The organism is Paenibacillus sp. ALE3, from assembly GCF_054113405.1.
This window is the reverse complement of sequence record NZ_CM134214.1, coordinates 78,466-94,046: the sequence shown is the minus strand read 5'-3', so window position 1 is coordinate 94,046 and position 15,581 is coordinate 78,466. Positions and strand designations below refer to the sequence as shown.

The following is a 15,581-nucleotide window of genomic DNA, read 5'->3' as shown; positions in this document are numbered from 1 at the left end:
ATGTCCCACATCCATGTGGTTTATTGTTTACAGCTATCCGTTGAAGTCGGCCGCCCCTCCGCAATAGCTTGTACTATATATATCGACATTCTCGTCGAACTTTTAATAGCATTTTAGGATTTTTTTTATTTTTCGTTATTTTTATTTATCATCTTGCGTAAAGCATCTAAATTTGACTGCGTATGGGCAGCAGATTCACGATTGGACTCTTGAATGGATAAATAGATTTCTTTGCGAAAGATGTCCATCTGTTTGGGTGCTGAAATTCCTATACGGACAGTATCTCCTTCTACTCCGAGCACCGTGACCTCAATGTGATCCTGAATAATAACAGATTCGCCTTTCTTACGCGAAAGTACCAGCATGCTTATTCACCTTCCTTTGAACGGACGGTTTTGTCTTCCTTAACGGGTTGCAGTGAATGCTTGGTCTGATACTGAGACTGGTGCAAAACAACCTGCTTGGCTTGCCTATTATCGGGATTGAACACTAGAGGTGCCAACAGATTAATCGTTGAGTTTTCCACCTGCTCCTGTAATGTTAGTATGCTGCGAACGACTAAATTAGATTCAATCTTCAGTTCTTCTGCTTCGCTATCAGGGAGCTCAAATTCATAATCAGGATAAAAAATAAAAGGATCCACTACAACAAAAGAGAGTTCTTTCTGCTGAAGGGACTGGAGATAGTAAAAGGGTGCCTCATCTTGATCAAGCAACACAAATTCAGTCGTCTCCTCAAATCCCGGAATTCCTTTTTCAAAACGATATATTTCTTTTTCATTAACTTCAAGGTCACCCCAAATAGATGTGGATATAATCACTAATATTCCTCCAATATTTAATCAGATCACTATACGTACCTTTTATTAAAAAAAGGCTATAGATGGCTTGAATAACCTCTATAACCTTAACTTATTTTACATCATGACATCAATTTCAGGCGGAATATAGGCCACAGATGGATACTGCTGCATATAAATCTCCAGTTTCCCCCGAGTATACTCAATCTCTGGACGATTAACGGTCACATGCATTTCCGATACAGCAGGTGTATATGTAATATCAGGTGCATGCGTTTCAACATGAATATCGACATTATCCATAGATGCCGGACCCCTAAATTCAGGAAGCACATGCGTTTCTGTATCCTCTCCATAAACATTGGCTACAGTATTCCCAGGGATGTGAATCGCCGCCATTCGGTTGCCTTGCTCCACTTTATGCGCAATAGCTTGTAAAAATATCTGCGGCAACCCTGAATAAATTCGATTATTCATCTCAAGGTAATTGCCACCATTATAGGCAGAGAAGGCCGCACTTTGATCTATGGTCAGCTGTGGCTGGTACTGGTGAATTTCCAGTTGAGCTCGTCGTGTCTTTAATTCCATATCAGCCGAAGGCTGTCGAATCGAATACTGCCCTGGGTCTGCGTCAATATGCAGGATAGCCGGAGTTTGTCGGATCTGAAGTGTAGGAATGATGGCCATCTCTCCCCCTCCTTAGACTATCTTAAGAAATCAACTAATGATGCGGATATGATTTTCGCTCCCGCTGACAAAGAAGCATTGTAAATATTCTCTTGGATCTTAGAATTCATTAAAAGCTCAGCGTAATCCGCATCTTCCGTTTTAGATTGCAAGTCCGTTAAGTTTACTTCCAAATCACTCAAGCGGTTCTGCATTAACTCCACACGGTTGGATTTAGCCCCCATTTCCGACCGTACTTTCAGCATTTTATCCACACGCGAATCAATATTAGCTAGTTGATCCCCACTTGTTTTAATATCACCACTTGCCAAAGCTGAAGATAGCTGATTAAAAATTGTAAATAAATTATCGGCATCCGCGCTTGTTCCTACGACTTCGTTACCAGTAACATTAATTGGCAATGCTACATTCTCGCCCACTATAAAGTTAACATTCCCAGTATCCGTAACTATTGATGCTGCTCCAGACGTATCATGCGTATTATCAGCGTTCAATGGGAGGTCATAAGGCTTCTTGTCATAAGTCTGACCATTGAATATATATTTTCCGTTTAATTGACTGTTCAGAACATCAATCATTTGTTCCTTAAGCTGACCAATTTCTTTGTTAATGCTGTCCAACGCAGATTGTGGATTAGTCCCCGTAGAGGCCTGTACTGTAAGTTCACGTACTCTTTGCATAATTTGGCCAGCCTGATCCATAACCGTATCATTAAAGTCAAGCCAAGACACTGCACTATCCACATTCCGTTGGTATTGTTCATTTGAAGACAGTTCAGATCGGTACCTTAAGGAATACGTAATGCCCACAGGATCATCAGAGGGTTTGTTCAACTTACGTCCAGTCGACATCTGGTTCTGCGTATTATTCATACGTTCAGAGTTTCGATTTAAATTAAGCAAAAGCTGTGAGCTTAGCATATTGTTAGTAACTCGCATCGTTATATCCCTCCGTAATTAAATATCCTATGTATATAAACATCAGATATTTAATCCCCATTCTTATCTTCCCACTACACCTGTGGAGTTAATTAATTTATCTAATAATTGATCGAATGTGGTCATAAACCGAGCAGCGGCACTGTAGGCATGCTGAAACTTAATCATATTGGACATTTCTTCATCCAGTGAAACACCGCTCACAGATTGGCGCATAGTTTCTACTTGAGATACGAGAGCTGTCGAGTTTTGTGTCTGTCTTGTAGCCTCTTGAGCCTCTATCCCCAACTGACCAACCATAGAACTGAAGAAGCTATCAATAGTAGCTGTATTCCCCGTAGAAACTGAAGTGAAATTGCTTAATTTCAAATTGGACATCAAGGATGCCAATGTATTATTACCCTTAACCAATTCCTCAGTAGGAGCAGTGCCTGTTACCCGAAGGGATGCTGCAATAGCGTTAGGATTATCTACTATAGCAGTATTTAACGTGATATTGCCTGCTGTTATTGTCCCACCATTATTTGAAGTTACAAAAAAAGGTTTACCTGCAACCATATTACCGTTAGCATCTTTATCTTCTTGGGTATAACCCAGTTGATGCAAACCATTAAGACCTTTAACTGTAACTGTTAAATCCGATTGGAGTGTTCGGCTGGTCCCAGTGTAAGTCACTCCATTCAGCACTGTACCTTCTGGCAAAACTGAGCCTTTAGGTAGTGTTACAGTAATATTACCTGTCGCCAATGTGTTGGCGAGGTTATCCATTTGAGCTGTGTAATCAGCTACAAATCGGTCCCTTGAGAAAATCATTCCATGCACTTCGCCACCTTGTAAATCATTAGAGGCAAAAGCTGCTTGTAAAAAAGCGCCGTTAATTCCGGTAGTCGGTTCAAATCCAGTTACTAATGCTTGACCACCCATATTAACGTTGTAGCCTTGATCGGTATCAGTCACCGTTACATTAACGATTTTTGAAATTTTATCGACAATCAAATCACGTTGGTCACGTAGATCGTTAGCGTTATCCCCTAAGCCTTCAATTTTAGTAATCGATTGGTTCAGATCAGCTATGGAATTCACATAACTTTGTAGCTCACTAGACTTAGCCTCCACATTAGAAGTTAAGTCCGCAGATAAATTATTCAACTGTTTACTCATATGATTCATTGCATCAGTCAAAGCAAGTGCATTTTCTTTAACAATAGTTCGTGCAGTCACACTTTCTGGGTCTTTACTTAAGTCAGACCAAGATTTATAAAAGTTATCTAGAACTTTCCGAATCCCTGTATCGGACGGTTCATTCATAATCTGTTGTAGTTTATCAAGCGTATTACTACGGATTGTCCAACTACCCAGTTCGGTATTTTCTCCGCGATACTGGCTATCCAAGAACTTTTCGCGAATACGTTCAATAGCGTCAAATTCAACACCTGTTCCCAATTGACCAGGTACATTAGAACGGTTAATACCGTAAGCCTCCATGGGGATGGAAGCCTTCATTTTGACCGTCTGCCGTGTGTAGCCTTCCGTGTTAGCGTTAGCTATGTTGTGTCCTGTTGTATTTAAAGCTGCCGTTTGTGTAAAAAGACTTCTTTTAGCTGTTTCTATGGAATGAAATGTGGATGGCACTCTATTTTCCTCCTCGGCTCAAGCCTTAGTGTCGAACAATCCAGGTCGTGCGTGTTGATTACTCTTCTGATCAGGATGCATATAAGTCATTTCCTGATTAGGACGTCCTACAAGTAGATCCAAAGAGTAATCAATAAACACCAACGATTGCTCGATGAGTTTTTGATTGATTTCATTAATTTCCTTTAATTCTGAAAGAGTGTGGGATAAGCGGCTCTGGACACTGAGGAGTTTGTTCTTATCTTCTGGATCAAAGACAAGGCGTGCCAGCTCGGTTATAGTCAAATTAAGCTGAGACTTAATACCACGTTCACGAAGAAGCTCATACGAAACCTCCATACGAGCTTCTTCCAACTGTTCTACTTGTTTAAGGAGTCTGGATTCCTGGTTCAAATGCTGTACCAGACTATCCATATCATTTTCCATGACAATCTTTTTTTTACTTTTCGCCAGTTCTAATAAAATAAGATGCTTTTGATCTAGCTGCTCCAGCACACCAATCAAACGCTCTAAAGGCATATCCTTCACCTAGCTTTCGGAAGACTGCTTAAAGAAAGGTAACAGCTTCTCTGCAATTTTATCAGCATCCACACGATAGGTTCCAGATGCTACTTGCTGCTTAAGCTCCTGAATTTTCTTAACGCGGTCTGCATCACTGCTGCGGTTCAGCATTTCCATTGCTTCTGGAGAAATGGAAACCTCGTCCTTACGGCGGGATTTCTTTTGCTCCTCCTGGCGTCCTGTTTCAATATTTCGCTGATATGGATTAATAGCTCCGATGCGGTTGGTCTCGTTAATTTTCATAACTTCCACCTTCCTTAGTTATTTGATATGGTCAGAATGTATCAGACGACATAGCGTCGAACATGGTTCGTATTATGCCTTACTTCTTTATTTTGTGCATGGTTGCTAAAATAAAAAAACCGATAAGCTCTATAAAGATTATCGGCGGTATTTGAAACTTTTTGAATAGCTGAATGCGTATTTAATTCCCCTGTACTAGTTTCCACGAAGTTTATCCATCGCGCTGTAGGTACCTGAGCCCATATTATTACTTTGATCCTGATTACTACTTTCGCGTATGGCCTGATTCAGGTCTTTAGTCAGACGTGTTCGACAAGAATCGCACATATGCCCATCACGAATCGGTATCCCGCATACCTCGCAAGGATACGTCATATTGGGCGCATTAGCAATGGAAATACGTCCCTCACGTATAAATGTCGTGATTTGTTTAACAGAGACACCTGTAGCTTCCGAAAGCTCATGCATATGAATACCTTTATTTTCACGTATATGTTTGACACAGTGCTCGTATTCAACCTCAATTTCTTTAATACAGTTCTGGCAAATCCCTCTAACATTCTTAACAAACAACTTTCCACAGCGAGGACAGTTATCCAAATTCATCCTCTGTAGCGCCCCTTTCCAAGTTCCGGTCTTTAATTACTATTATCCTTACATTAACTTATAGTGAAGAGCCTCGTCTAGCAAATATTCCAAATTTTTTTTTAGTTTTAACACAATTCTACATTTCGTTCGTTATCATAGTAAAAGTTATAAGAGAGGAAGATTAAACGGGTAAAATCTTTCCCAACTCTAGCACATTAATATGCAACAATATAAAGTGTAGAGGCAAATAAGTCCTTCTAATCCAGCCTATTACATGTGAGTATTTATCGTCAAACATCCCTCCGTACTTTAGATAAAAAAATAAAATAAGCGCCATTCCTGTTATTCTCGGGAATAGCGCTTCATTATCATTAAATAGCTATATATGAATATGGTTAAAATGTAGAAATAAAATGAGGGAAAAACCGGGCGAAACAATCCTCAGAAGAATTCATGTTCACCTGTGCCCCGATGCATCAAGAAAATGCTATAAATCCGGGGGATCGGCGTCCATACGAATGCTCCGCACATGGAGTGTGGGTATTCATAAATCTCATACACCTAACATCATTTCAACTTATAACCTATCTGAAATTAAGCAAGATGTACCATTGGAAATTTGCAGCCCAAAAAAACAAACAATTTTACAAATAATTATTCAAAAAAGCATTGTTTTAATAGAGGCCTTCCCGTATACTATAGTCAAACGCTTGGTTTAATAAATACATTTTATAAAACAGTTTATAATGTTAATTATTTATTTGTATTTGTTTGTGGTACTTGCAGTTCTTGACCGACTTTTACCAGGTTGTTGATTTTAACCAGTTCTTCAACAGTTACACCGTATTTTTCAGCAATAGAAGCCAGTGTGTCGCCTTCTTGAACATTAACAGTGATTGTTTTTACAGTTGTTGCTGGTGTTTCAGTTGTAGTTGTTGCTGGTTTTGTAGTTGTTGTTTGGTTGTTGTTCTCTGTTGTCGATTGAGCAGGTGCTGCGTTCTCAGTAGTTTCAGTTTTAAAGAATTTAGCTTCAAATGCTTTTTGTGCTGCTTCTTGTTGTTCTCTCATGATTTGGTCTTCCAATTGTTGTTTTTCATAATCGGAACTAGATTGTGCAGATACACTACCTGTAGCAAGTGGGCTCAACAAAGATACTGCGCCTAAACTAACTGCCAACATGCCAGAAACTGCTACTTTTTTCATTACGTTTTTCATGATTTTGTTCTCTCCTCTTTTTAACTTTAAATTTTAATTAACTGCTTTACTACTGAGCGAGACACTCCCAATGTCCGCTCTTTTGTCGTTAGCTAATCACTTATTACCAATCATGTTAGCTATCAACAGAAAGAAATTGTACTCCTCTTTTCCAAAAAAATCAACCTCTAAATTGAAATATTCTGATTTCATCCCTCACTTCCTAACTTTTTGTTCGTGTCTATATTTTTATTATATATCTCTCTCTAGCTTGTTGTCAAATTCTGCTGATTGTACGGATTAAAAGGCTTATGCTCTATCATTTAATCCTTCTTTCAAAAGAATTATAACCTTCTTTTCATAGTTTCAAGCACAAAATTATGGAATATAATAGAAATTCAGACTCATGATCTCGCTAAGGTCAGACAAAAGATAGCCAAATGTACTCCTTGTTCTAATGCCTTTTCTCTCAAAACACGTGCACACGCCTGCAATGTACTCCCCGTTGTATAAATATCATCTACAAGCAAAATTGTAACGGAATGCCTATGCTCCATAGCACGTTGAGATCCAGCTTTTAAAATAAAAGAATCCATCAAATTCACCATATTGGGGATAACGGAAAATGCATTATTCATTGTATTCATGCGTTCATTTTTTGATTTAAAGCTTTGTTTGCCTGTATCTTGTGGGCGAACAAGCAAAGAAAGGAAGGGGAGCTTATTTTGCTTAGCAATCTTTTCCGCCAAAATTTGGGCCTGATTGAAACCTCGCTCCGTCAGCCTCTTTTCACTTACCGGGACACAGGTCACTATATCTACATCCCACAAAGATCGCTTGAAACGAGTACTATTATGATCTGCAAATTCATGCCTCATCGCCTGATAGGCTCGGTTCATGACTTCGCCCAGCAGGGGACCAAACTTTTCATTGCCACGATATTTGAACTGCCCAATCCATTCTCTCACCATCGGCGTATAGCTGATCGCACTCCGATTGCATATATAGTAACGCGCTAATCGGTCAGGCCTGACGCAATCCGGACAAAACGTCGGACGTCCACAATGTACACAACGAATGTTGTAAATCCAAGGAATTTGCATCGAACAATGAGTACAAAGCCCAGTAAATTCGGAAAAATGACCTGCGAGCTTGCCACAAGCAACACATGTTTGCGACTGGCGATGGAATAACCAATTCAAAAACAGACGGGTTCTTGGAATCATCCCCATACCAAAATGCACCTTTCCTGGTAGTTTACGTACCAACATTGTTTCAGGTTTCACATTTCCAAAAAAACTTTTTTTATTTAATGGATTTAGTGCTTCATCACTTTTAGATATCCTTTTTTCCGAGCCAGTGCATTCATGCGTTTAATCTGCTTAATCGCTCTCTTTTGACCGCTAGTCCATTGAGGGGATATAAAAATAACACTACCACATGGATCATCCTTAGATCTTCCCGCGCGACCAGCCATTTGGACAAGGGATGCTTCATCAAAAAGACTGCTGTCCGCGTCTAGTATATACACATCACTTCGTGGAACAGTCACACCCCGCTCCAAAATAGTGGTTGTGACCAGCACACGTATTTCAGTAGCTCGAAACAAACGCACCTTAGCGGTTCGTTCTTCATCCTGCGATGAAGTGCCGGCAATAGGTATATCAGGCAATTGTCTAATCAGCAATTCCACAAGACCTTGAATATGTGAGATTCGTGTCACAAACAGAAAGACCTGCGCCCCTCGTTGAATGGATATGTATAGGTGCTGAATAAATGAAGCAGGAAGCTGGCCTTTTTGCAGCCAATGATGCACTGAAGCAGTCCCCAAACGAATGGGGACAGGTAGGGGATGACGATGAAAACGAACGGGAACCTTGGCATGTGGCAGTTGACCACGTGCAGCCTCTTTCTGCAAAGGACGCGGCGGCGTCGCAGACAAAAAAATAAATTTCCCTTCCTGCTTGCATACTGCTTGGGCAGCGAAGGCAAGCATTGGATCATTGTGATAAGGAAATGCATCAATCTCGTCAATTACAACCAAATCAAAGGCCTGGCGATAACGCAACAGCTGATGTGTTGTTGCTAGTGTCAGTTGTCCCCTTTGCCACCGTTCTGCACTCCCTCCATAAAGCGTCACCATGCTAACCTGGGGAAAGGCTACTGCCAAACGAGGTGCCAACTCCAAAACCACATCACGGCGCGGTGTTGCTACAAGCGCTGTCCCTCCGCGCTCCAACACATGCTGTAAAAGCGGAAACATCATTTCCGTCTTGCCCGCGCCAGTCACGGCCCAGAGCAGAAAACGTTCGGCCGCAGAATCGGGTACTTGCCGGCCAGCAATCCCCCAAGCACACTCGCCAGATCTGGGCGAGGACTGCTTGTAGCCGGCAAGAGTGCTGCCATGCGGAGCGGCAGCACCTAATTCCTGGCGCACACGCATGCTGCGCCGGAATAATTCACGCGCTCGTTGCCATTGGCCTTCCGAGCGGGAGCATTTTCGCACCCTGCGGGGTGGTGCAGCCAAAAAGCGCAGCGCTACTTCGGCGGCAGCACGTTGTGCAGGACTCAGCCCCCAGCGGTCGAGATTCGCCGCCGGCGCTACCTCTGCCACGCGCGGCATGGCAGGTTTCGCTGTACCGCGAAGCAGCAGCGAGCACTCACGGCTGCGCCCAAGTGTGAGACATGTCTCGCAGTAGGCGCACGCCTTACAGCCGCACGACGCGCAGCTTGTGCGGTGCACCTTTCCGCTGCCACAACGGTTGCAGCGGAGGTCATGCCTACGCGCGGCAGACCAGCGCGCGCGTGGTGCTGGAGCCAGACCAGCAGCAAAGCTGAGTCGGCCTTGCAGATATGCAAGTTGCGCAGCTGAAAGCCAAGTAGGCTCCAAATCCGGGGCTGCCTCTGCTAGCAGTGCTTCAGCTTCAGGTACGAGCAACTGGCGTCCTGCCAACAAATGAGTCAGCTCGTTCGCTTGTCCTGTTAAACCTTCCATATCCAATCCATCTACTCCCGTAGCGAGCTTCCTGTTTTGAATAGAACGTACAGTTCCTATTGTTTCCCGTCCCTCATTCCCATGTTTAGTGCGAGAAACCCACCCTTGTTGACGGTCCCAAATGCTTATATTTTCTACTCCTCCAGATAAGATTCGTTCTCCATTAGAAGACTCAAGAACCAGTTCATTCTTTAGCTGTGAAAGAATATAAGCCCACCATTGCCGATCCCCCCACCGCTCCATTTCTGCTAATCCCTTAAATCTTCCACAAAGGCTTACTCCCCAAGACAAGGGAAGCTCGTCTCCTAATAACACCCACCTTTCGACAGCATTCTCCTGGTCCTTAACTTGGCGCAACCACCATGTCATATCTACTCGAATATCCACAGATAATCGGAGATTCCATTTCCCTTTATACCTGACTGCATATACTGCAATTTTCATGTTCAATCTCTCCTTTCATTCATTTTTCCTAGTGCTTATCACCCCAGAAAACAGCAAAAAAGCACACTTCCATGGCTGTTAGCCTGAAGTGTGCTTCACATCAAACAGATTTCAACGAAATCCCTATTGTCTTGCATATGCAACTGTCTATAAATATTTATATCTGATTTTAACCACGATGTCCACAGATCCCTGTCACTAAGGAACAAGTGGGGCGCCCGCCAACGGGTTTGCTGTTCTAAGATCAATAACAACCTGTTTTTCACCGCCTGACTTCGGCAAAACCGGGTTCCCCGGTGAAAAACGACATGAGATGACTGAAACATCCATATGACTATAGCGCACCAGCCGGGTCAGAATCGGTAGCGTATCGTCTATAGATTCATCATCCAGTACCGTTACATGTAGCGGCCTTCGGTGTAGCCAGGCAAGGATACTCAATGAACGCATCACCCATTCCACACGATCTCCATCATTGGATGTAATCACAATGTAGCGAGTCGCACGATGATCCAGCGATGTCGTGTGTGCATCTTCGCCATTGTGATAAGCCTGAACCGCCTGTCGTATATACATGAGATGCACGACTGCAGCTCCCACACCGTATATAAGCAATATCCAAACCAAGTGAGCCGTCACGAGGGTTCCACCTCCTCCTATAGCGACAATATATGCCGTATAACAGGAAGAGGTGTCACGGTTATGTACTGGACTTCCATACGAGCGGATATCTCGCTCTAAAAGAAAGGCGGTACAGCATTTATATCTAGGCAGCTGCATCGTCTAATGCATGAAAAGACTACACTTTACAGCGTAACCCATCCATATTTGATGGAGTTAATAACTGCTTGTGTACGGTCATCAACTTCCATCTTTTGCAAAATGCTACTAACATGGTTTTTGACTGTTTTCTCACTAATGAATAAATATTCACCAATCATTTTATTGCTCTTGCCTTCAGCCATCAGACGCAACACTTCTGCTTCACGGCGGGTCAGTGGATTATTTTCACCTGCGACAAACTTCACGCCTGCTTCCTTAGTATGACCTTCCGCCATAGCCCCTGTTTCATTCAGGTAAGTCATCCGACGGAGCTGCTGAATAAGCTTACCCGTTACCTTCGGATGAATAAATGCATATCCTTCATGTACTGAACGAATAGCATTAATGAGGGATTCGGCCTCCATATCTTTTAACAGATAGCCATTGGCCCCCTTGCGCAACGTCTCGAATACATAGCTTTCATCATCATGAATGGATAAAATGATCACTTTGACGTCCGGAAACATCTCACGTAGTTTTTCAGTTGCCTCTACACCATTTTCAATTGGCATATTAATGTCCATCAGAACAATATCCGGTTTCTCTACGTTGCAGAATTCCAACACTTGAATGCCATCGCCACATTCTCCGATGACCTCAATGTCGTCCTCCATATTCAAAATACGTTTAAGTCCTTCACGGAACAACTGATGGTCGTCCGCTAAGAGAACTTTAATGGGTGCATTACTCATTTCCTGATTTTCCATGTTGTTACTCCTTTCCCTTTTCCACGTTGGTTGGGATATGAATCACTATCTTGGTGCCTTGATTCTCAGCTGATTCGATCTCCATTCTCCCCTCGAGCAGTTCAACCCTTTCCCGCATACCAATCAGACCAAAATGCCCATGGTCTTTGCTTTTTTGCTGAAAAAGCTCTGGCTTAAAGCCCAGACCATTATCCTGCACAACAATTTTTACAAGCTGTGCCTGGTAGGTAATCTCAACAAGCACATAGGTAGGGTAAGCATGCTTGGCAGCGTTAGTCAAAGCTTCCTGGATCAGACGGTAAATGGCTGCTTCCATCGCGGAAGAGAGACGGTGTTCCTTGCCCCTTGTTTCAAAAAGCGCTCTAATCTTTGTTTTTTCTTCAAAATCCTGCACATATTTCCGGAGCGTCGGAATAAGCCCCAGGTCATCCAGAGCCATGGGACGCAAGTTGAAAATGACCTTTCGCATTTCCTCAAGACTGGAGCGAACTTGTTTCTTCAAGTCTACTATTTCGTCCTGAACCATCTTAAATTCCTGCTTGGCGATCATTCTTTCCACAATTTCCGTCCTAAGCACTAGATGCGCAAGGAGTTGCGCAGGTCCATCGTGAATTTCACGGGATATGCGCTTACGCTCCTCTTCCTGAGCCAAAATAATTTTCAGACCAATAAACTGCCGATTTTTGGCCGATTCAATGATCCGCGTCACTTGTCCCAATTCACCCGATAAATATTCCAGCACGACCCCCATCTGCGAACCAATAGTTTCGGCCCGCTCGACAGAAGCCTCGACACTTTTGGCCCGCTTTTGAAGATCATCTCTTCTGGCTTTGAGATACATTTCCTTCTCGCGAAAAATCATCACATCGAGTTGAAGCTGTGTTGCCTTCTCATAAGCCTGCTTGATATCCTCTTCCGAGTAGCGGACGAAATCACGACTGACCTCAGTCAACCGAATTCGGGACCGCCGATAGTTCATTTCCAGCTGGTCCACTTTTTCGATCGTTTCTGCCGTTTCCTTCAATACGCTCTGGAGCTCTTGATTTAACGTGACCAGCTCGGTCCGGGCCGTGTCCAATATTTCGAACATCTGATATTTGCTGTTCTCCATCACCTGGATGGCATTTTTAATGACTCGGTCTATGATATCGGCTTGAAAGTCCACAAATGTTCTACTCCAATCCTAGCATTTCAAGTATATATCATACCATATCATGACTGGAGGGTGATGGTCTTCGTTTCTTGTTCCCATTTTACAGTCATTCCTAACTGTTCAGACACAAGTCTTAACGGGACTAAAGTCCTTCCTCCTAGTACAATAGGTGCAACTTCAGAGCTCTTACGCTTTCCGTTTAGAATCAGTTCTTTTTTTCCTACAGTCAAATCCATCAGCACACCACCGCGCATAATGGTGATCCGTTGATCGCCCGCATTCCATTTGGCTTGCCCGCCAAATGCGTCCAGCACATACTTGATTGGAACATACGTCGACCCATTGCGAGTCATTGGAGCTGCATCAATCGTTGTTGGCGTTCCATTTACCGTCATCAATTTTTGACCGATCGTCATCTGAGCTGTTCCCTTTTTAAGTCCTTCTGTGCCGACTGTTCCTGGTGTATTAAAAGAGATATTATCAAAAGCGACCTTACCTGTCTTAGCACGCTCATCCTGACCTTCGGCTACATTGACCACATAGAGACGTTTCAGCTTCGCCGGATACGAAATATTCAAACCGCTCATATCTGCGTTAATCGTTTTCCAGCCGTTCCAGTCGATCACTTTGGCAAGATCAATATATGCAGTTTTGCCTTGGGCATCTTCCAGCTCTGCACGCAGCCAGTTCAGACTCTTATCTCCTTTGACATCAATCGAGATGGATGTAGCTGCCTGCTCCAGCGTCTTGCCGGATGTGCCGTTTAATTGAGCGTAAGCATACATTTTACCACTGCCGTTCGTCATGTCGTAGCTTAGCTCCAGCACTTTGGAATTGGCATGGTCTCCATCCCCTTGTACAACAGCCGCTGTACCGGTAACACCTTCCGCATTTGAAGTAAAATCAACCGGATACGAAACATTTTCAAAGTTTTCCCAGTTATTTGTACTTGCCCCGCCAGCAGACAGGAAGACAACTGCACTGAAACCATCGTAGCGACCAATGGCGTAGCCTGTTTTCACGCCCGCATCCACTGTATTTACCGTAAGCTGATTGTCCTTAACGCTTCCCTTAAAGCCGATGAACTCCCATTTGAGCGCATCTGATGTAATGCTGACACTCTGTCCATCTTTCGTCTTGGCCGTTATCGGTACTGCGATTTTTGCTCCTGCAGTAAGCGAGCCTGTCCCACTTCCTGCAGTAAGTGATGAAATTTCATCTGCCCCAAGCACGGTGACCTTGGTTGTCGCACTGGCTGAACCACTGGATGCTGTTAAGGTAGCAGTTCCCGGTTGGGCCCCCTTCACAACACCGCCGCTCACGGACACAACAGCAGGGTTGCTGGACTTCCACGTCACTTGTACTTTCGATGTATCAAACGGATTGTAGTAGTTGTCGTAGCCTTTGAAGGAGTAGCTTCCGGTCTGACCAATCAGCAGCGTTTTATTGCCCTTGATGGTAAAGCCTTTGAGCGTCCCTTTAGGAGCAGTGGTATATACTCCCACTCCATTTACGATGCTACGTTGCTCTGTACCATATTCTGTATTGAATGTAAGCCCCGCTGTCGTATCTCCCAAATCACGAGTTACCATTGTGGTAGAGCCGCCACCATCGAGGTTCATCCCCTTCCAGACACCGATATCCTTCATCAGTGTTTGCAGCTCGCTCAGGGATACACCAACGCTGTTCCCATTCTTCTCAACGGCAATGACATATGCGTATCGTTTGTCACGGGAATATCCCAAAGCCGTACGTGCACGTGTCCCGCCTATACTTGTTGTACTTCGGGAGAACGAAGTCTTCTGTCCGTCATTTACTAATATGGTATGTCCACCGATCATCATTTGAAGGTTGGAAGGATCCACTTCACTCCCTGTCGATTTGACGCGAAGGTGATAGTTCGTTTCTACGGTCTGGCCCACGGTCAAATGCGCTTTGGCATAATCAGCTGCTTTACCGTGTGTACGTAAAATATAGCCATCCTGCGGAACAGTCATATTCAATGTAGCATTTTCGGAGACTTGCGTAACCACGCCATTTTGTACCAATATTTCTGTAGGCGTTGTCGAACTGTTTTTAGGTCGCTCAATCGCTTTCCAAGCAGATGTATAAATATACATAGCATTGGAGTGACTGTAACTGCTCCCACTCGTCTCTGGCGAGTACGAAGCCTTGTTCATCCCTGCCAAGGAGAAGGAAGACCCATCCCCAGCTTTTACTGTACCTTCGAAAGTAAATTGCTCAACCATCGGCGAGCCATCCTTCGTAACAGCAAAGGCATACATCCCTGTTAAATCAGAGGGTGTAGACATCAGCACGCCCTTGGATACCTGTCCACCGATCGGTGCTCCCTCACTAGAGGTATTAAAATAATCCCCGTTCACTCCAGCAACCGCACCGGTCTCTTTTGCCATACCACCTGTGCTCTGGCGGGTCGTAAACTGTCCGTTCTTCCCTGTCATAACATCCAGCTTTACGTACGGATTTTGCAGGTCTACTCGAATGATATCAGCCAGCGCTGTTCCCTTGGATCCTTTAAAACGATATTTCAATAATGTTGCGCCCGAAGTAATAATCTCTTCACTCAATTTTACCGTTGAACCGGAGGCAGCACTCGCGATTGGAGCAGATATCCAATTATTCAACGGGATTAGAACCCCAGTTCCAGCAACCGGACCGACCCATAATACTCCTGCCAGCGTTAATACAGCCCATCTTTTAGCGATTCCTTTGCCATCTACCTTCACTTTGCTCTGTTTTCTATTACTTAAAAACATTTGGATAATAGCTCCCATCTTCTTTGTATTCAATCGGATTA

General features: G+C 43.6%; 15 protein-coding genes. All 15 read right to left on the bottom strand.

Translation table 11 applies throughout. The features are described from left to right. Nucleotides 1–125: 125 nt before the first annotated feature. The 15 genes from csrA to ACXHJ2_RS00345 all read right to left on the bottom strand — a co-directional run bounded on the left by csrA (nucleotide 126) and on the right by ACXHJ2_RS00345 (nucleotide 15,540). Entirely contained in the window at nucleotides 126–365 is a 240-nt protein-coding gene (gene csrA, locus ACXHJ2_RS00415; protein WP_040102728.1) for a carbon storage regulator CsrA, read from the bottom strand. A gap of 2 nt (nucleotides 366–367) precedes the next feature. Beyond that, on the bottom strand, nucleotides 368–820 hold the full coding sequence (gene fliW / locus ACXHJ2_RS00410; protein WP_165079740.1) for a flagellar assembly protein FliW: 453 nt from the start codon (nucleotides 818–820) through the stop codon (nucleotides 368–370). Nucleotides 821–916: 96 nt separating this feature from the next. Continuing rightward, nucleotides 917–1,486 carry a DUF6470 family protein gene (locus tag ACXHJ2_RS00405; RefSeq protein ID WP_040102726.1) on the bottom strand — a complete coding sequence of 190 codons (570 nt, stop codon included), beginning with the start codon at nucleotides 1,484–1,486 and terminating at the stop codon, nucleotides 917–919. Nucleotides 1,487–1,503: 17 nt separating this feature from the next. Beyond that, the gene (gene flgL, locus ACXHJ2_RS00400) at nucleotides 1,504–2,424 is read right to left on the bottom strand and encodes a flagellar hook-associated protein FlgL (RefSeq protein WP_040102725.1); all 921 of its coding nucleotides are present in this window, start codon (nucleotides 2,422–2,424) and stop codon (nucleotides 1,504–1,506) included. Nucleotides 2,425–2,487: 63 nt separating this feature from the next. After that, nucleotides 2,488–4,056 (bottom strand): flagellar hook-associated protein FlgK, encoded by a 1,569-nt coding sequence (gene flgK / locus ACXHJ2_RS00395; RefSeq protein WP_058830205.1) that lies wholly within the window; start codon nucleotides 4,054–4,056, stop codon nucleotides 2,488–2,490. A gap of 18 nt (nucleotides 4,057–4,074) precedes the next feature. Continuing rightward, nucleotides 4,075–4,575, bottom strand: a complete 501-nt coding sequence (locus tag ACXHJ2_RS00390; RefSeq protein ID WP_013373391.1) for a flagellar protein FlgN — start codon at nucleotides 4,573–4,575, stop codon at nucleotides 4,075–4,077. Nucleotides 4,576–4,584: 9 nt separating this feature from the next. Then, nucleotides 4,585–4,860 carry a flagellar biosynthesis anti-sigma factor FlgM gene (gene flgM / locus ACXHJ2_RS00385; RefSeq protein WP_013373392.1) on the bottom strand — a complete coding sequence of 92 codons (276 nt, stop codon included), beginning with the start codon at nucleotides 4,858–4,860 and terminating at the stop codon, nucleotides 4,585–4,587. A gap of 195 nt (nucleotides 4,861–5,055) precedes the next feature. Beyond that, nucleotides 5,056–5,466: a TIGR03826 family flagellar region protein gene (locus ACXHJ2_RS00380; RefSeq protein ID WP_040102724.1), complete on the bottom strand. Its 411-nt coding sequence runs from the start codon at nucleotides 5,464–5,466 to the stop codon at nucleotides 5,056–5,058. A 735-nt stretch (nucleotides 5,467–6,201) separates the two neighbouring features. Next, on the bottom strand, nucleotides 6,202–6,663 hold the full coding sequence (locus ACXHJ2_RS00375; RefSeq protein WP_058830207.1) for a LysM peptidoglycan-binding domain-containing protein: 462 nt from the start codon (nucleotides 6,661–6,663) through the stop codon (nucleotides 6,202–6,204). A gap of 383 nt (nucleotides 6,664–7,046) precedes the next feature. Continuing rightward, nucleotides 7,047–7,928 (bottom strand): ComF family protein, encoded by an 882-nt coding sequence (locus ACXHJ2_RS00370; protein WP_238791350.1) that lies wholly within the window; start codon nucleotides 7,926–7,928, stop codon nucleotides 7,047–7,049. 32 nt (nucleotides 7,929–7,960) lie between these two features. Next, on the bottom strand, nucleotides 7,961–10,081 hold the full coding sequence (locus ACXHJ2_RS00365) for a DEAD/DEAH box helicase (RefSeq protein WP_165079741.1): 2,121 nt from the start codon (nucleotides 10,079–10,081) through the stop codon (nucleotides 7,961–7,963). Nucleotides 10,082–10,279: 198 nt separating this feature from the next. Continuing rightward, nucleotides 10,280–10,720, bottom strand: coding sequence for a hypothetical protein (locus ACXHJ2_RS00360; RefSeq protein WP_013373400.1), 441 nt, complete (start codon nucleotides 10,718–10,720; stop codon nucleotides 10,280–10,282). 167 nt (nucleotides 10,721–10,887) lie between these two features. Next, nucleotides 10,888–11,610, bottom strand: a complete 723-nt coding sequence (locus ACXHJ2_RS00355; protein WP_013373401.1) for a response regulator — start codon at nucleotides 11,608–11,610, stop codon at nucleotides 10,888–10,890. A 4-nt stretch (nucleotides 11,611–11,614) separates the two neighbouring features. Continuing rightward, entirely contained in the window at nucleotides 11,615–12,775 is a 1,161-nt protein-coding gene (locus ACXHJ2_RS00350) for a sensor histidine kinase (RefSeq protein WP_013373402.1), read from the bottom strand. 47 nt (nucleotides 12,776–12,822) lie between these two features. After that, nucleotides 12,823–15,540, bottom strand: coding sequence for a stalk domain-containing protein (locus ACXHJ2_RS00345; RefSeq protein ID WP_165079742.1), 2,718 nt, complete (start codon nucleotides 15,538–15,540; stop codon nucleotides 12,823–12,825). Nucleotides 15,541–15,581 lie beyond the last annotated feature (41 nt).